This window comes from Nocardia sp. NPDC049220 (assembly GCF_040647855.1).
Lineage (GTDB): Bacteria > Actinomycetota > Actinomycetes > Mycobacteriales > Mycobacteriaceae > Nocardia.
The window spans coordinates 437770-458167 of the sequence record NZ_JBEZDA010000003.1; the positions used below are offsets into that span (position 1 = coordinate 437770).

At 66.5% G+C, this 20398-nt stretch carries 1 protein-coding gene; it reads left to right on the forward strand.

The window, feature by feature from the left end:
- The first annotated feature begins 102 nt into the window (after positions 1-102).
- Positions 103-20106 (forward strand): non-ribosomal peptide synthase/polyketide synthase, encoded by a 20004-nt coding sequence (locus tag AB0C34_RS13560; protein WP_357071040.1) that lies wholly within the window; start codon positions 103-105, stop codon positions 20104-20106.
- The last annotated feature ends 292 nt before the right edge of the window (positions 20107-20398 follow it).

Here is a 20398-nt window from a genome sequence, read left to right on the forward strand (position 1 = left end):
CTGACGCCTGGGCAGAGAAACAGCTAAAGCAGATAGTTAGGGAATTTCATTGGTTCGGGTGGCCGACAAACTGTACATCGTGACCGGCGTCGGGGAACGTGCATGACACGCCCGGCACGTGTGCGGCCCACCCGGACTCGGCGGCCGCGGGTAACCACCTTGCCGCAGTTGCTGGCGATGGTGGTGGAGACGAATCCGGACGGCGTCGCGGTCGTGGAGCCTGCGCGGCGACCCGACAGCGCCGTCGAGGGTGGGTCGGCGGTGCGACTGAGCTATGCCGAACTGGATGCCCGCTCGACGAGGCTGGCCCGGGTGCTGATCGACCGCGGCATCGGCCCCGACGACTTGGTCGCGGTCGGTATGCCGCACTCGCTCGCGTCTGTGGTGGCGATGTGGGCGGTCGCCAAGACCGGTGCGGGGTTCGTGCCGGTTGATCCCGGTGATTCGCCGGACTTGGTCGCGCGGATCGTGTCCGATCCCGGCGTGGTGTCCGGGTTGACCGTCGCCGCGGTGCGCGATCAGGTGCCTGGACCGGTGGAGTGGCTGGTTGTCGACACGCCGGAGTTCGAGCGGGTGCTCGCGGAGCAACCGGCCGATGCGGTGACCCATATCGATCGGGTGCGCGCGTTGCAGCCCGAGCATCCGGCATATGTGATTTATCCGCGGAGTTCGATCGGACAGCGGCAGCGGACGGTGGTCGCGCAGGCCGGATTGGCCGGTTTCGGTGCGGAGCAACGGGAGCGTTATCAGCTGACCGCGCAAGCGCGCACCTTGCACTTCGTCGCACCGTCCTCCGATCAGTCGGTGCTCGAGTTGATGCTGGCCATCAGCAGCGCGGCGACGATTGTGTCGGCGACCGGGTTCGACGACGTGCGGTTGGCGCAATTGCTGCGCCAGGAGCATGTGACGCATGTATTCGCGGCCCCCGCGGCACTGGCTGCGCTGGATCCGGCCGGATTGAATGCGCTGCGCGTTGTTGTCGCGCTCGGTGAGACGAACCCGCCGGATTTGGCCCGGCGTTGGGTGCAACCGATCGCGGATGGTCTGACCCGTCAATTCTTCGGCGGGCCGGAGCCGGTCGAGACCGCTGCGGCTACGGTGGTCGACCTGTTCGACACCCAGGTGGCGGCGACCCCGGAGGCGATCGCGGTGGTCGACCGGTCGGTCGCCGGTGGGGAGTCTCTGAACTACGCCGAACTCGGCACCCGGGTGCATCGGCTCGCGCGGCGGCTGATCGCCGCGGGCGTCGGTCCGGAAACCCTTGTCGCGCTGGGTATCCGACGTTCGGTGGATTTGGTGGTCGCCGCATACGCGGTGCAGGCGGCGGGTGCCGGATATGTTCCGCTCGACCTCGATCAGCCGGTAGAGCGTATCCGGTATGTGCTCGAATCGGCGTCCCCGGTGTGTGTGCTGACCAGGTCTGGCGATGATTTCGATGGTGCGGGCGCGACCACGCTATCGCTGGACGAGCTGGAGTTGTCCGCGTATTCCGCCGAGCCGGTGGTCGATCGGGAGCGGATCGCTCCCCTGCGGCCGGCACATCCCGCGTATGTGATTTTCACTTCGGGTTCGACCGGTCGCCCGAAGGGCGTCGCGGTTACGCATGCCGCGGTGGTCAACCAGATTCGCTGGATCACCGCTGAGTACCGCATCGGTGCCGATGATGTGGTGTTGTTCAAGACGCCGGCGACCTTCGATGTGTCGGTGTGGGAGTTGTTCGCTCCGCTGACCGCCGGTGGTCGGATCGTGGTGGCCAGCCAGGACGGGCATCGCGATCCGCAGTATCTGGCCGAAGTGATCGCGTCCGAGCGCGTCACCATGACCTCGTTTGTGCCGTCGATGCTGACCGTTTTCGCGAACAGTGCCGATGCGGCGGAGGCCGAGGGGCTCGGCTCACTGCGGGTGCTGCTCGTCGCGGGCGAGGCGTTCACTTCCGATGCCGTCCAGGCGATCCGTCGGGTGAGTTCGGCCGCGCTGCACAACCTGTACGGGCCGACCGAATTCACCGTCCACGCCACACACGCACCGGTCGCCGCCGACGTCGCGGGTGCGGTTCCGATCGGCCTTCCGGTGCGTAATGCGCAGGCATATGTGCTCGATTCGCGCCTGCATCCGGTGCCTTCGGGTGTTGCGGGAGAGTTGTACCTGGCGGGGATGCAGTTGGCGCGCGGCTATCTCGGTCGCGCCGACTTGACCGCGGATCGGTTCGTCGCCAACCCGTTCGGTGCGCCGGGCAGCCGGATGTACCGCACCGGTGACCTGGTCTCCGGTGACGCTACCGGTTCGCTCACCTTTCTCGGCCGCACCGACTTCCAAGTCAAACTGCGCGGTCTGCGCATCGAGTTGGGTGAGATCGAATCGGCGTTGTCGGCGCACGATTCGGTAGCGCAGTCCGTGGCGATGATCAGGTCGGGCGGACACCTGGGTGATCAGCTGGTCGCTTACGTCGTCGCCGCGCGGCGACCGGAGGACGCCAGCGCCGAACAGTTGTCGGTAGCACAGTTGCGGGAGCACCTTGCGGCGCGATTGCCGGCGTATATGGTGCCCGCGGCGATCGTGGTGTTGTCGGCTTTGCCGTTGAACGCGAACGGCAAACTGGATCGCCGCGCGTTGCCCGAACCAGTTGTCCAGGAACGGGAATTCCGCGCACCGTCCACTTCGCTCGAGCAGCTCGTGGCGTCTACCTTCGCCGAAGTGCTCGGTCTGGGTGCGGACCGCTTGGTGGGCGCGGACGACGATTTCTTCGACCTGGGCGGCAATTCACTGGTCGCCACCCAGGTGATCGCTCGGCTCGGCTCGGCACTCGACACGCGAATGCCGGCTCGGGTGATCTTCGACGCGTCGACGGTCGCTGTGCTCGCGGCGCGGCTGGAATCGCTCCAGGGCCGGGGCGGGCGCCGCGCGCTGGTGCCGCGTTCGGAGCCAGGGAGTATGCCAGGCGGCGAGACGCCACCGCCGATTCCGTTGTCGTTGGCCCAGCAGCGGATGTGGTTTCTCAATCAGTTCGACCCGGTGTCGGCGGCGAACAATATCCCGTTCGCCGTCCGGCTGTCCGGGGCATTGGACGTAGCGGCCTTGCAGGCGGCGGTCGCCGATCTGATCGGTCGGCACGAGACGTTGCGCACGGTGTATCCCGCCTCGGACGGCGTCGGATATCAGGAAATCCTGTCTGCCGAGCAGGCGGTTCCCACACTGACGCCCCAGTCGGTGGTCGAGGCGGATCTCGCGGACTGGCTGCTCGACGCCGCGTCCGCCGGGTTCGACGTGGCCGCACAGGTCCCGCTACGGATTGTCCTCGGCGAAATCAGGCGGAGCGTGGAGTCCACGGATCATCCTGACCACACCGAGCATGTCCTTGTCGTCGTGATCCACCACATCGCCGCCGACGGCGCGTCCGTCGCGCCGATGATCCGGGATCTGATGACCGCGTATCTGGCCAGGGTCGACGGCGCCGCACCGAGTTGGGCGCCCTTGCCGGTGCAATACGCGGATTACACCGTGTGGCAGCGCGCGGTCCTCGGTGACGAGGCCGATCCCGAATCGCTTGCTGCCACCCAGATCGACTACTGGCGTACGGCGTTGGATGGTATCCCGGACCGGCTCGAGTTGCCCGCGGATCGGCCCCGACCGCCGGTCGCTTCCGGTCGGGGTGCGGCGTTCTCCTTCGAGATTCCGGCGCAGACGCATGCGGAACTGACCGAGCTGGCCCACCGCACAGGTGTTTCCTTGTTCATGGTGGTGCACGCCGCGTTCGCGGTACTGCTCGGCCGGTTGTCGAGTACCGACGACGTCGTCATCGGCACGCCGATCGCCGGCCGCGGCGAGCGTGAACTCGACGAGCTGATCGGTATGTTCGTCAACACGCTGGCCCTGCGGACTCGGATCGATCTCGGCGCCTCGTTCACCGAGTTGCTGGCGGCGACCAAGGAAACGGATCTGGCGGCGTTCTCGCACAACGAGTTGCCGTTCGAGCGACTGGTCGAGGTGCTCGACCCGATTCGGTCGCAAGCCCATCACCCGTTGTTCCAGGTCGCCCTGTTCTTCCAGAACCTGGACTCCCCGCAGTTGGAATTGCCCGGCCTTTCCCTGTCCACTCTCGAATTCGGTGGCGTGGTCGCCACATTCGATCTACAGCTGACCGTGGTTCCGCCCCGGGCCGACGATGTCGCCGCCGGATTGTCGGCGATGTTCACCTACGCCACCGACCTGTTCGATGAATCGTCGATCGCGCAGTTCGCCTGGCGGTTGGAACGGTTGCTCGCCGCGGTGGCGACAGATCCGGGACAGGTCGTCGGCGAGATAGACCTGTTGGCGACGGCTGAGCGCGATCGAATTCTGGCCGACTGGAACAACACCCGTCAACCGGTGGCGGCCGAGCTTTTGCTCGATGGTTATCGCCGGGCGGCGCTTGCGCATCCGGACGCGGTCGCGGTCGTTTACGAGGGTGTCGAACTTACTTATCGGGAGTTCGACGAGCGCGTCAATCGACTCGCGCGGCTGCTGATTTCGCAGGGTGTCGGGGCCGAGTCGTTGGTGGGGTTGGCGATTCGGCGTTCGGTCGATCTGGTTGTCGGCATGTACGCGATCGTGACGGCCGGTGGCGCGTATGTGCCGCTGGATCCGGATCATCCGGATGACCGGATCGCCCATATTCTCGATACGGCACAGCCTGCCTGTGTGGTGACCACGATCGCGGACACCGTGCCGGTCCCGTCCGGCACAACGCTGCTTCATCTCGACCTGCTGGCGCTGGATTCCTTCGATAGCGCACCGGTGCGCGCCGAGGAACTGGTACGCCCGGTCCTGCCGCAGCACCCGGCGTATGTCATCTTCACCTCGGGGTCGACCGGCCGGCCCAAGGGCGTGGCGGTTTCGCATGCGGCGATTCACAACCAGATCGAGTGGATGCTGGCCGAATATCCGTTGAGTCCGGACGACGTGTATTTGCAGAAGACCGCGACGACCTTCGATGTGTCGCTGTGGGGTTTCTTCATGCCGTTGCGAGTCGGGGCGACATTGGTGGTGGCGACACCGGATGGTCATCGCGATCCCGCCTATGTCGCGGACGTCATCGCCGCACAGCGGGTGACGGTGACCGATTTCGTGCCATCGATGGTGACGGTATTCGCCGCACATACCGCGGTGGGCGCGGTGGCGAGTCTGGCGCATATCTTCGTGATCGGTGAGGCGTTGCCGCCGGAGACGGTGGCTGCCATTCACGCGGTGTCGGATGCTCGAGTACATAACTTGTACGGACCGACCGAAGCCGCGGTATCGGTGACCTACTGGCCCGCTCGGGGTGCGGATCAGCGGTCGGTGCCAATCGGGCAGCCGCAGTGGAATACCCAGGTCTTCGTCCTGGACGCACGGCTGCGTCCGGTGCCCGCCGGGGTGGCGGGGGAGCTGTATCTGGCGGGCGATCAACTCGCCCGCGGGTACGTGCGGCGCCCGGATCTGACCGCGGATCGGTTTGTCGCCAACCCGTTCGAGCCCGGTCGGCGGATGTATCGGACCGGTGATCTGGTGATGTGGCGTGCGGCGACGGGAGACCTGCCACACCGGCTCGAATATCTCGGTCGCACCGATTTCCAGGTGAAATTTCGCGGACAGCGGATCGAACTGGGGGAGATCGAAACAGCGTTGCTGGCTCAGCCTTCGGTGAGTCAGGCGGTGGCGCTGGTCGCGCCGTCGACGCTGGGCGATCAGCTGGTCGCCTACGCGGTTGCTGCTCCGGGGCAGTCGATCGAGCCGGCGGAATTGCTGGCGAAGATCGGTGCGACTCTTCCGGCGTACATGGTTCCGGCCACGGTCGTCGCGCTGGAAGCTCTCCCGTTGAACTCGAGCGGAAAACTCGATCGTCGAGCACTGCCGGATCCGGCCTTCGTCAGCCGCGACTTCCGTGCCCCTGCGACGCCGGTGGAAGAGGTCGTAGCCGGAGTCTTCGGTGACGTGCTGGGACTGGTCCGCGTCGGCGCCGATGATGATTTCTTCGCCCTCGGCGGCAATTCCCTCGTCGCCACGCAGGTGGTCGCGCGCTTGGGCGCCGCGGTGGGCGCCCGGGTTCCGGTGCGGGCGTTGTTCGAGACGCCGACCGTGACGGATTTGGCGACGGCGATCGAGTCGCAGACGCATGGCCGTCGCGGTGTCGAACTGGGCAGTCTCGTTCGGCCGGAGCGGTTGCCGTTGTCCTTGGCACAACGGCGGATGTGGTTCCTCAACCGGTTCGACCAGGTCGAGGATGATGCTGCGGCGGCGTTGGGGTCGGCGGCGTATAACCTGCCGTTCGCGCTTCGGCTCACCGGCTCGCTCGATGTCGCGGCACTGGGTGCGGCGCTCGGCGATGTGGTGGCACGGCACGAGGTGCTGCGCACCGTGTACCCGGAAGGCACGGATGGCCCCATGCAGGTCGTCCTGTCGGCCGGACAGGTGGAACTGCATGTCACGCCGCAACGGGTGACCGAGTCCAAGATCGCCGCGGTGGTGTACGCGCTGGCGTCGACGCCGTTCGATGTGACCTCCGAGGTGCCGGTACGGGTCCGGGTGTGGCAGATCGCTGGCCCCGTCGACGCACCACCCGAGTACGTGCTCGCTGTCGTGGTCCATCACATCGCGGCCGACGCCTCGTCGATGGGGCCGCTGGTACGCGATGTGACCGTGGCCTATGCCGCGCGGACCGCGGGTCATGTCCCGGCGTGGACGCCACTGCCGGTGCAGTACGCCGACTATGCGCTCTGGCAGCGAGCCGTACTCGGCGCCGAATCCGATCCCGACTCCATTGCCGCGCAACAGATCGCGTACTGGCGCGAACACCTCGCCGAGTTGCCCGACCTGCTCGAACTGCCCGCCGACCGGCCCAGACCGGCGGTGGCATCGATGGCCGGTGCTCGGGTCGAAGTGTCGGTGGATGCCACCACGCATGCCGGCCTCGTGCGACTGGCACGCGCCAATGGGGCCACCCTGTTCATGGTCGTGCACACCGCGCTCGCGGTGCTGCTCGCGCGATTGTCCGGTACCGACGATATCGCTGTCGGTACACCGGTCGCGGGTCGAGGGGAGCGTGAACTCGATGACCTGATCGGGATGTTCGTCAATACCGTGGTGTTCCGCACGCGGTTGTCGGGTGGTGAGTCGTTCACCGATGTGTTGACGCGGCAACGGGAAACCGATTTGCAGGCGTTCGCGCATGCGGATATCCCGTTCGAGCGGCTGGTGGAGGTGCTCAATCCGCGGCGCTCCACCGCCCACCACCCGCTGTTCCAGGTGGGTCTGTCGTTCCAGAATGTGGCGCGGACCACGCTGGAGTTGCCCGACTTGGCGATTGCCGGGGTTGAGGCGGATCTGAATGTGTCGCAGTTCGATCTCCATCTGATCGTGACCGACACCTACGACGAGGCCGGTGCCGCGGCGGGGATCGGTGGCTACTTCACCTACGCCACGGACCTTTTCGACGCGGGCACGGTGCAGGGTTTCGCCGAGCAGCTCTCGCGCATTCTGGCCGCGGTGGTGGCGGATGCGGCAATACCGGTTGGGGACATCGAGATCCTCGATGCCGTGCAGCGGTTCGAAGTGGTGTCGCAATGGAACGCGACCGACCGCGTGATCGAGCCTGCCGCGCTGCTCGGCAGCGCCACGCTGGTGACATTGTTGGATGCCGCCGTCGCTGCGACACCGGACGCGATCGCGCTGGTGGCCGACCAGCCGAACACGGTCGACGGTCGTCGAGAACTGACCTACGCGCAGCTGGACGATCGGGTCAACCGGCTGGCCCGCTACCTGATCGCGGAAGGCGTCGGCCCGGAATCACGGGTGGCGCTGGCGTTGCGCCGGTCGGTAGACCTGGTCGTGGCCATGTACGCGGTGGCGCGGGCCGGTGGCGCCTATGTGCCGGTGGACCCGGATCAGCCCGCCGAGCGGACGGCCTACATCCTCGAGACAGCGGCACCGGTCTGTCTGCTGACCGACGCCCGGACGGACTTCGCATCCGTCGCGGCGCCGGTGCTGCGAGTGGACGGGTCCGAGGCCACCGAACATTCCGGTTCCGCGATCACCGATGCCGAGCGGTTGGCGCCGCTGCGGCCGGCGAACACGGCGTATGTGATCTTCACGTCGGGATCGACCGGTCGTCCCAAGGGCGTGTCGGTGTCCCATGGCGCGATTGTGAACCAGTTGCTGTGGAAGTCGTTCGAGTTCGGTCTCGAGGACGACGACGCGGTGCTGTTGAAGACGGCGGCGACGTTCGACCTGTCGGTGTGGGAATTCTGGTCGGCGGTGGTATGCCGGGGACGGCTGGTGATCGCGGCGCCCGACGGGCATCGTGATCCGGCGTACCTGAATGAGCTGATGGCCCGCGAATCGGTGACCACACTGCATGCGGTGCCGTCCATGCTCGAGGCGTTGATCGCCGGCGTGGACAATGACACCCCGCCCTCCGCGCTGCGGCGGGTGCTGGCGATCGGCGAGGCATTGCCCGCCGAGACGGCGAAGCGCTTCCAGATCGCGAATCCGAAGGCCGCGCTGTTCAATCTGTATGGGCCGACCGAGGCGGCGGTGTCCGTCACCAGTCATCCGGTGAGCGAGGCCGATCGGGCGTCGGTGCCGATCGGCGCTCCAGCATGGAACAGCCGGGTATACGTGCTGGACGCCCGGTTGCATCCGGTGCCCGTCGGCGTAGCCGGTGAACTGTATTTGGCCGGTACCCAGTTGGCGCGCGGCTATCTGAACCGTGCCGACTTGACGGCGGATCGGTTTGTTGCCGATCCGTTCGAGCCGGGTAGGCGCCTGTATCGGACTGGTGACCTCGTGGCATGGAATCGTCACGGTGAGTTGGAGTATCGGGGCCGTACCGACTTCCAGGTGAAGATTCGCGGCTTCCGGATCGAACTCGGCGAGGTCGAGGCGGCGCTGCGGACCCTGTCGGAGGTGGCTCAGACCGCGGTGCTCGTCAAGTCGAGTCCGCACACCGGTGATCGGTTGGTCGCCTACCTGGTGCCTGCCGACACAACGGTCGACGTCGCGCGAGTCAAATCGGCGCTCAGTACCGGTTTGCCGTCCTACATGGTGCCGGACGCCTTTGTGGTTCTGGATGCGTTGCCGCTCAATGCCAATGGCAAACTGGATCGAAAGGCGTTGCCGGATCCGGAGTTCGAGGCGAAGGTGTTCCGTGCGCCGTCGACGCCGATCGAGGAGATCGTCGCCGACGTCTTCGCGGAGGTGCTCGGCGCCGACCGCGTCGGCGCCGACGACGACTTCTTCGCGCTCGGTGGCAATTCGTTGCTGGCGACCCAGGTCGCGGCGCGCGTCGGTAGAGCGTTGGACGCGAAGGTGCCGGTGCGGACACTGTTCGAGGTGTCCACGGTCGCGGGGCTGGCGCAACGGGTGGAGCAGCACGCGGGAACGGGCGGACGCCGGGAGCTGGTGGCGGGTCCGCGCCCGGAGCGCATTCCGTTGTCTCTCGCGCAGCAGCGGATGTGGTTCCTCAACCGATTCGACACCCAGTCGGCGGCCTACAACGTGCCGATCGCGGTACGGCTGACCGGGGCACTCGACATCGCCGCGCTGCGGCAGGCCGTGTCGGATGTCGTGGTCCGGCACGAGATTCTGCGGACCGTCTACCCGCACACCGACGGTGGTCCGGTGCAGGTCGTCCTGCCGCCGGGGCAGGCGGCGCCGCGCTTGGACGTGCAGGTCGTGACGCCGGCGGATATCGAATCCGCCGTGGTGGCGTTGACGTCGACGATCTTCGATGTGACCAGCGAGGTGCCGGTACGGGCAGCCTTGTTCCGGATCGCCGACGGTACCGCGGCTTCCGGCGCGCCGGCGCGATCCGTGGAATCCGGGACCGAGCCGTCGACGCTGGTCGCGGACTCCGTCGGCGCCGCTGCGGCGGCCGAATACGTACTGGCGATGGTGGTGCATCACATTTCCTGTGATGCCTCGTCGGTCGGCCCTTTGACCCGGGATCTGATGGCGGCATATGCGGCTCGTTCGGCGGGCGATGCGCCGAATTGGGCGCCGTTGCCGGTGCAGTACGCGGATTACAGCATGTGGCAGCGTGAACTGCTGGGCAGCGAGGACGACCCGGAGTCGTTGGCCGCCAAGCAGATCGGATATTGGCGAACCGCATTGGCGGAGTTGCCGGATCAATTGGATCTGCCGTCGGATCGGGCGCGTCCCGCGGTGCAATCCTTCGCCGGCGGGAAGGTGGAGATGCGGATCGACGCGACCACCCATCGGGCGTTGCTCGAGGTGGCGCGCTCGGAGGGTGCGACGCTGTTCATGGTCGTGCACACCGCGCTCGCCGTGCTGTTGTCTCGGTTGTCCGGCGCCGACGACATCGCGATCGGGACACCGATGGCGGGTCGTGGTGAGGCGGTGTTGGACGACCTGATCGGCATGTTCGTCAACACGCTGGTGTTCCGGACGCGGGTGGACGGACACGTGGCGTTCACCGAGCTGCTTGCCCGGCAGCGCGAACGGGACGTGGCGGCCTTCGCGAATGCCGATGTGCCGTTCGAGCGGCTCGTGGAGGTACTCAACCCGGTGCGGTCTACGGCACGGCACCCCTTGTTCCAGGTCGGACTGTCCTTCCAGAACTTGGCACGGACGAGTTTGGCGTTGCCGGGCATCACGGTCGCCGGGTTCGATATCGATACCGCGCTGTCACAGTTCGACCTGCATCTGATCGCGACCGACCACTATGGTGATGCGGGCGAACCCCGCGGCATCAGTGGGATTTTCACCTACGCGACCGACCTGTTCGACCGGGGCACGGTAGCGAACTTCGTCGATCGGTTCGTTCGTTTGCTCGGGGCGATCGTTGCGACGCCGGATATCGCGGTGGGCGATATCGAATTGCTCGACGCCGTCGAGCGGGCGGAGTTGCTCGTCGGGCGTAATGCGACCGATGCCGCTGTGGAGTCGTCGGCGACATTGGTTTCGCTGCTGGATGCCACCGTCGCCGCGGACCCGAAGGCCGTCGCGCTGGTCTGGAACGATCCGACGGATGCCGGGCGGGTAGAGCTGACCTACGGCGCACTCGATGAGCGAGTGAATCGTCTCGCACGACATTTGATTTCGTTGGGCGTCGGTCCGGAGTCGCGGGTGGCGCTCGCGCTTCGCCGGTCGGTGGATCTGGTGGTCGCCATGTACGCGGTGGCGAAGTCCGGTGGTGCGTATGTTCCGATCGATCCGGATCAGGCTGCCGAGCGGACCGCTTACATTCTCGAGACCGCGGCGCCGGTGTGCGTGCTGACCAACACCGATGCCGGGTTCGGTACGGATGTCGCGCCGGTGGTGCGGATCGACGAGCTCGACTTGGCGGCGGTGGCTGCCACCGTGGTCACCGATGTCGATCGTGTGGCGCCGTTGCGGTCACAGAACACGGCGTACGTGATTTTCACGTCGGGTTCGACGGGTCGCCCGAAGGGTGTCGCGGTGTCGCATGGTGCGATCGCCAACCAATTGCGGTGGAAGCATGTCGAGTTCGGTCTCGATGCCGCGGATGCGGTGTTGTTGAAGACGGCCGCGACGTTCGATCTGTCGGTATGGGAGTTCTGGTCGGCGGCGGTGTGTGGTGGTCGCCTGGTGATTGCCGCACCGGACGGTCACCGGGATCCCGCCTACCTGAACGAATTGATGGCCCGTGAGTGGGTCACCACACTGCATGCGGTGCCGTCCATGGTGGACGCGCTATTGACCGCCGGAATGCCGGACTCGCTGTGGCGGGTGCTCGCGATCGGCGAGGCTTTGCCGGGCGGGCTGGCGCAACGGTTGCTGCGTGCGCACTCGCGCACCGAACTGTTCAACCTCTACGGCCCGACCGAGGCGGCGGTGTCGATTACCAGCCACCGTGTCACGCCGCGTGATGCGGCGTCGGTGTCGATCGGCGCGCCCGAATGGAACAGCCAGGTCTACGTCCTCGATGGACGGTTGCGGCCGGTGCCGGAGGGCGTTTCCGGTGAGCTGTACCTCGCGGGTGCGCAGTTGGCGCGCGGCTATGTCGGTCGTTCGGATCTGACCGCGGATCGTTTCGTGGCCAATCCATTCCAGTTCGGCACCCGGATGTATCGCACGGGTGACCTGGTGGCCTGGAATGGCGTTGGTGAACTCGAGTATCGAGGCCGCACGGACTTCCAGGTGAAGATTCGGGGTTTCCGTATCGAGTTGGGTGAGATCGAGGCCGCGTTGCTGGCGCTACCCGGGATCGCGCAGTCGGTGGTGGTGGCACAGTCGGATCCGAGGACCGGTGACCGGCTGGTCGCGTACCTGGTTGCTGCCGATGTCGACGCGGGTGTGGATGTGGGGGAGGTCAAGTCCGAGCTGGGCGCCGGGCTGCCGTCCTATATGGTGCCGTCGGCTTTCGTGGTTCTGGATGCGTTGCCGCTCAATGTCAACGGCAAGGTGGATCGGAAGGCGCTGCCGGAGCCGGAATTCGAGGTTCGGGCGTTCCGTGCCCTGTCGACACCGGTCGAGGAGATCGTCGCTGGTGTATTCGCCGAGGTACTCGGTGTCGAGCGGGTGGGCGCGGATGATGATTTCTTCGCGCTCGGCGGTAATTCGCTGTTGGCGACGCAGGTCGCGGCGCGGATCGGTGCTGCCTTGGACGCGCGTGTTCCGGTGCGGGTGTTGTTCGAGGCGTCGACGGTCGCGGGGCTTGCGGTCAAGGTGGAGCAGCATGCGGGGGCCGGTGGGCGTCGCGCCTTGGTGGCGGGTCCGCGTCCGGAGCGAATTCCGTTGTCGTTGGCGCAGCAGCGCATGTGGTTCCTCAACCAATTCGACACCGCCTCCGCCGTCAACAACATTCCCGTTGCGATTCGATTGACCGGTGAACTGGACGTCGCCGCGTTGCAGTCGGCTGTCACGGATATGGTCGCGCGGCACGAGATCCTGCGCACCATCTACCCGCAGACGCCCGATGGACCGGTGCAACGGATTCTGCAACCACGCGAGGTGCCGGTCGATCTGACACCTGTGTCGCTGGAGTTGGACCGCGTCGGCACGGAAGTGCAGCGGGCCGTCGCCGCCGGTTTCGACGTCACGGTGGAAGTTCCGTTCCGCACCGATCTGTTCCAACTCGGCGGATCGGAATACGTCTTGGTTTTCGTGGCTCACCACATCAGCGCGGACGGCTGGTCGATGCGGCCGCTCGTTCGTGATCTGATGCTGGCCTACGTCGCACGCAGCGGCGGTGCGGCGCCGGCGTGGGCGCCGTTGCCGGTGCAATACGCCGATTTCAGCGTCTGGCAGCGCGAGGTACTCGGCTCGGAGGCCGATCCGCGGAGCCTGATCACCGAGCAGGCGGACTACTGGCATGCCACGTTGGCCGGCCTCCCGGACGAACTCAACCTGCCCGCCGACCGGCCGCGCCCGGTGGCGCAGTCGTTCGCCGGCGGCAAGATCGATTTCGTGATCGACTCGCCGGTGCACGCGGGCTTGGTTCGACTGGCTCGCGAGCAGAACGCGACCATGTTCATGGTCGTGCACGCCGCGCTGGCGCTGTTTCTGGCCCGGATGTCCGGTACCGGCGATATTGCCATCGGGACGCCAGTCGCCGGTCGAGGTGAGGCCGAACTCGACGATGTCATCGGCATGTTCGTCAACACCCTGGTGTTGCGCACGCAGGTGCGGGGTGCGGATGACTTCAGTGCGTTGCTCGCGCGGACCAAGGACGCCGACCTGCGGGCTTTCGGGCACGCCGATATCCCGTTCGAGCGGCTGGTGGAAATCCTCAACCCGGAGCGATCGACCGCGCGGCATCCACTGTTCCAGGTGGCGCTGTCGTTCGAGAACCTCCCGCAGGCCGGCTTCGAGCTGCCCGGATTACGGGTCGAAGCGGTCGATTTCGATGTCGAGACCGCGAAGTTCGATCTGTTCTTGACCGTCCGGGAGGCGGGCGACAATGCCGGCGGTGCGGGCATGTTCGCCGAATTCTCTTTTGCCCGTGATCTTTTCGACGAAGCCACGGTGCGATTGCTGGCCGAGCGGTTCACCCGGCTCCTGGCTGCGATCGCCGCCGCACCGCACCGTCCGGTCGGTGATCTGCCGCTGTTGGCCGACGCCGAACATGCATCGTTGACCCGCGTACACAGTGACGAGGTGTTGTCGGCCGGACTGCTTCCGGATCTGCTGACCCGCGGTGCGCAGTCGAGTCCGGGGCACATCGCGGTGCGCGATCGAGGCCGATCGATCACCTACCGCAAGCTCGACGAGTACTCGTCGAGGTTGGCGCGGGTGCTGATCGACCGTGGCGTCGGCCCGGAAAAGCTGGTCGCGCTGTCCTTCTCGAGGTCGTATGAGATGGTTGCCGCGGTATGGGCGGTGGCCAAGGCCGGTGGTGCGTACGTCCCGATCGACCCGGCATATCCGGCGGATCGGTTGCGGCACATGGTGACCGACTCGAAGACGGTCATCGGGATCACCGGCGCCGAGTACGTCGACCAGTTGCCCGACGAGGTCGCGTGGCTGGTGCTCGACGATCCCGCCACCGAAGATTTGTTGGCCGACCAGGCCACCACGCCGGTCACCGACGCGGACCGGCGCAGGCCGCTGACGATGCGGCATCCGGCGTATGTGATCTATACGTCGGGATCGACGGGTATGCCGAAGGGCGTCACCGTCACCCACGCCGGGCTGGCCAGCTTGGTCGAGTACGCGACCGAGCTGTACGGCATCCAGGCACAACACCGGTTCCTGCATGTCTGCTCGCCGAGCTTCGACGTGTCGGTACTGGAATGGTTGTGCGCGTTCTATAACGGCGCGACGTTGGTGGTCGTGCCGCCGGCTGTGCTGGGCGGCTCGGATCTTGGCGAGCTGCTACAGGCCGAAGCGGTGACGCATGCGGTCATCACGCCGGCGATGCTCGGGACGGTCGCGCCGGACGGTCTGGACGATTTCGAAGTCGTGTCGGTCGCGGGCGATGCGACGACTCCCGAACTGCTGGCCAAATGGCAGCCAGGACGGCGATACGTCAACGGGTACGGACCGACCGAGGCGACGATCATCGCGTCGTACGCCTCCTTGACCGCGGGGCGGCACATCACCATCGGCAAGCCGGTGCACGGCATGTCGGCGCTGGTGCTGGATACCCGACTCAATCCGGTTCCGCCCGGCGTCGCGGGCGAACTGTATCTGGCCGGTGGCGCGCTTGCCCGCGGTTACCAGCATCGCATGGGTCTGACCGCCGAACGTTTCGTCGCGAACCCGTGGGGTGCGCCGGGAACTCGGATGTACCGGACCGGTGACGTGGTGCGGTGGCACGCCGAACCTGGCGACACGGTAAGCGATTCCGGCTCGGTGCTGGGGGATTGGGAACTGGACTACGTCGGCCGCTCCGACTTCCAAGTGAAGATCCGCGGATTCCGCATCGAACTGGGCGAGATCGACGCTGTGCTCGGCAGGCACGAGAACGTCGAGTTCGCGGTCACCCTCGGCCGCGACACGGCCGGTGGAAAAACGCTGGTGGCGTATGTGCTCGCCGCACAGGGCCGGTCCATCGATGCCGCAGAACTCACCGACCATGCCGCGCGGATCCTGCCGCCGCACATGGTGCCGGCCGCGATCGTGGTACTGGACGAGATTCCGCTGACCCCGGTCGGCAAGCTCGATCGAAAAGCCCTGCCCGAGCCGGTTTTCGAGAAAGCGGTCTTCCGGGCGCCCACCACGCCGATCGAACAGATCGTCGCCGACATCTTCGCCGAGGTGCTCGGGCTCGAGGATCGCAACGGCGCCCGCTACCTCGGCCGCGACGACGATTTCTTCGCGCTCGGCGGCAACTCGCTGCTGGCGACGCAGGTGGCGGCACGGTTGGGTGCGGCGCTGGACGCGCGGGTGCCGGTGCGGTTGTTGTTCGAGGCCGCCACGGTGGCCGGGCTGGCGGTGAAGGTCGAACAACAGGCAGGTGCCGGTGAGCAGCGCCGTGCGCTGGTGGCACGGCCCCGACCATCGGCGGCGCACCCCGATGCGGTGGTAGAACAGATCCCGCTGTCGCTCGCGCAGCAGCGCATGTGGTTCCTCAACCAATTCGACACCGAATCGGCGGCCTACAACGTGCCGGTCGCGGTCCGCCTGGCCGGTGACCTCGATGTGTCCGCACTGCGCGCCGCCATCGGTGACGTCGTCGGCAGGCACGAGATCCTGCGCACCGTCTATCCGCAGACCGACCATGGCCCGGCGCAGGTCATTCTGCCGCCGGCGCAGGCGATTCCGGACCTGGTTGTGCGGACGGTCGGCGCGGCCGAGATCGAGTCCGCCGTGGTCGAATTGGTCTCGACCATCTTCGACGTCACCACCGAGGTGCCGTTGCGCGTCGCGCTCTTCGAGATCGATGCCGCCGGAGCCGAACGCGCCTATGTGTTGGCCATGGCCGTACACCACATCAGTGCCGACGGATGGTCGGTCGGTCCGCTGACGCGTGATCTGATGACGGCCTACGCGGCGCGCTCGACCGGCGCCGCGCCGAACTGGGCGCCGTTGCCGGTGCAGTACGCCGATTTCAGTGTCTGGCAACGTGAACTGCTCGGCAGTGAGGATGACACGGGTTCGCTCGCGGCCGAGCAGGTCGCTTACTGGCGGGCGGCGTTGGCGGGGTTGCCGGATCAGCTGGAACTGCCGTCGGATCGACCGCGCCCGCCGGTCCAGTCGTTCGCCGGTGGCAAGGTCGACGTGCACATCGACGCGGACACCCACCGAGCGTTGATCGAGCTGGCGCGGGCCGAGGGCGCCACCTTGTTCATGGTGGTGCACACCGCGTTCGCTGTGCTGTTGTCCCGGCTGTCGGGCACCGAGGACATCGCGATCGGCACCCCGATCGCAGGGCGCGGCGAGGCCGTCCTGGACGAGCTGATCGGCATGTTCGTCAACACGCTGGTCTTGCGGAGTCGGGTCGATTCCATGCTGTCGTTCGCGGATCTGCTTGCCCGCCAGCGCGAGACGGACGTCCGGGCCTTCGCGAATGCCGACGTTCCGTTCGAACGACTCGTGGAGGTGCTGAACCCGGTTCGCTCGACCGCACGGCACCCGCTGTTCCAGGTGGGCCTGTCGTTCCAGAACTTGGCCAGAGCCACCCTGGAACTGTCGGGTCTTTCGGTCGAGTCGTTCGGCATCGACACGCAACTCTCGCAGTTCGACCTGCATCTGATTGTGGCCGACGGCTACGACGAGGATGGAAACCCTGCGGGCATAGGTGGTTTCATGACCTACGCCACGGACATGTTCGATCGGGAAACGGCACAGGACTTCATCGATCGACTGTCGCGGATCATCCGCGCCGTCGTGGCGGATTCCCTGGTGCCGGTCGGCGACCTGCCGTGGCTGGCCGAGACCGAACTGACCGCGTTGGTGTCGGCTCCCAACGCCACCGATCACCCCGTGCCGGAGTCGGCGACCTTGGTGACGCTACTCGAGGCATCGGTGGCGGCCACGCCGGATGCCATCGCGGTCGCCGCCGATGAGTCGGGGGGTGGCGTGGCCACGCTGACCCTGACCTACGCCGAACTCGACCGGCGGGTCAACCGTCTTGCCAGGTACCTGATTTCGCGAGGTATCGGCCCGGAATCGCGGGTCGCGCTGGCTATCGGCCGCTCGGTCGATCTTGTTGTCGCCATGTACGCGGTCGTCAAGGCCGGTGGCGCGTATGTGCCGATCGATCCGAATCATCCGATGGACCGCACCGAGTACATCCTCGCCGGTAGCGCCCCGGCTTGCGTGCTGACCACGAGCCGCGACGGATTCGACACCGCCGACGCCGACGCCGTGGTCGAGGGCGCGCACGCCGATGTCGTGGACGCGGCGCCTGTCATCCGGGATCGACGGGGTTCGGCGCCCGAGGTGGTATGTATCGACGACCTCGATCTGTCCGAGTACGGCGACGAGCCGATCGGCGCCACCGAACGTCGTGGCGAACTCACAGCGGCCAACACGGCGTACGTGATTTTCACCTCGGGCTCGACCGGCCGCCCGAAGGGTGTCGCCCTCTCGCACGGTGCGATCGTCAACCAGTTGCTGTGGAAGCGGGCCGAGTTCGGGTTGGGATCCGACGACGCGGTGTTGTTGAAGACGGCGGCGACGTTCGACCTGTCGGTGTGGGAGTTCTGGTCCGCCGCGGTATCCGGCGGACGACTGGTGATCGCGACGCCGGAGGGGCATCGTGATCCGTCGTACCTGAACAGCCTCCTCCGCAACACCGAGGTGACCACCCTGCACACAGTGCCCGCGATGCTCGACGCATTACTCATCGACTCGGACTCGCGCTTGCCAGCGTCCTTGCGGCAAGTGCTTGCCATCGGTGAGGCGTTGCCCGCCGCGACGGCACAGCGTTTCCGGTCCGCGAATCCGGAGGTGGCACTGTACAACCTGTACGGTCCCACCGAGGCCGCGGTGTCCATCACGAGTCATCGAGTGACCGGGACCGATGTGGTTTCGGTACCGATCGGTGCGCCGGAGTGGAACAGCCAGGTGTTCGTCTTGGACGCACGATTGCGGCCGGTGCCGGCCGGCGTCTCCGGCGAGTTGTATCTGGCCGGGGCCCAGTTGGCGCGCGGGTATTTCGGTCGGCCGGATCTGTCGGCGGATCGTTTCGTGGCCAACCCGTTCGGGCACGGCACCCGGATGTATCGAACCGGTGACCTGGTGGCGTGGCAGGTCGTTCGCGGCGCGCACACCCGTGTCACCGAACAACCCGAACACGGTGTTCTGGAATACCGAGGCCGCACGGACTTCCAGGTGAAGATTCGTGGATTCCGAATCGAACTCGGTGAGATCGAGGCCGCGCTACTGCGCCAAGACGAAGTCACAGCCGCCGTGGTTGTCGCCCATACGGATCCGAGCGCGGGGGATCGCCTCGTCGCCTACGTCGTCACGCACGGCGAAACCGATACCCAGCAGCTCGGCGCGGTGCTCGCGGCGCAGTTGCCGTCGTACATGGTGCCCGCCACGATCATCGAACTGAGTGCGCTTCCCTTGACGGCGAACGGCAAACTCGACCGCGCGTCGCTACCGAAGCCCGTGCTCGAGCAGGCACGGTTCCGGGCACCGGCCACCGCGCTGGAACAGCGTGTGGCCGGGGTATTCGGCGAGGTACTCGGCGTCGCGGAGGTAGGTCTTGACGACGACTTCTTCGGTCTCGGCGGTAATTCCCTCATCGCGACGCAGGCGGTCAGCCGATTGCGCCGCGTGACCGGCGCCGAGGTCCGAGTGCAGTGGTTCTTCACCGATTCCACCGTGGCGGGCCTGAGCCGACGGATCGAGACGGCGCTGGCGCAGGGCTACGATTTCGGCCCCGGTTCCGACGACGGGCTCGGGGTGCTGCTGCCGATCCGGGCCGAAGGGACAGCGGATCCGCTGTTCTGCTTGCATCCGATGTACGGATTGTCGTGGAGCTATGTGGGTCTGGCCCAGTTCCTGCCGCCCGAGCAGCCCATTCTCGGCATCCAGTCACCTGCCTTGTCGGAGGAAGGCTATTTGCCCGAATCGCTCACCGAGATGGCCCGTCGCTACGTCGCCGAGATTCGGGCGGTGCAGCCTGCCGGACCATACCGGTTGCTCGGCTGGTCGTTGGGCGGGGTCGTGGCCCATGCGGTGGCGACCGAGCTGCAAGCGGTCGGCGAACAGGTAGCGTTGCTGGCCATGTTGGACAGCTACCCGGATGTGGATGTCTCCGATTTCCGCGGGGCGATCCGCCAGGGTTTGGCCGAGATCGGGATCGGCGCGGACGCGATCTCCGAAGACGGTGACCTCCATGAACTCGGTGACGAGGCGCTGAACTCGTTGCACGCGTCGATTCCGCCCGAGTTGGCCGTGCTGACCAAGGAGCGACTGCGCGGGATCTATCGCAGTGCGGTGCGATCGGTCGAACTGATCGCCGAATACCGCCCCGAGGTGTACCACGGCACACTCGAGTACTTCAGCGCAGGCATCGGCGGCCCCGGGCAGACCGCAGCGGATCTCCGGGCGGCAGCGACCCGCTGGCGGCCTTACGTAGCGGGCGATATCGTCGATCGGCCGATCGAGGCGAACCATCAACAGATGGCTTCCCCCGAGGCTCTCGCCGAGATCGGTCCACAACTCGCGGGTCTGCTCGAACCGCCGCGGGAGGCGCCACCGGCGGTCTGAATGGTTCGGGCGACTTCCCGAGTCGATCGAGATGCCGCGCTCGCCGCGCGCCGCGCGCGGTAACTCACTGCGATCGGTCGGGGCGGACAACGGTGGTCCATCGATGCGCTCGGTTCGACGACTGCTGACGTCGCGACCCGAATCAGGCGTCGACAGGTCATAATCGTCCCCGGCACTCGTCACACACAGCCGTACTCGCCCGAAATCCGCGGGTCGGTCGTCTTCGGCGTGCGCGGCCGATTCGGTAACGATCGGCTGGTGCGCGTTCGATGATCATGGGCGGGGCGCAGTG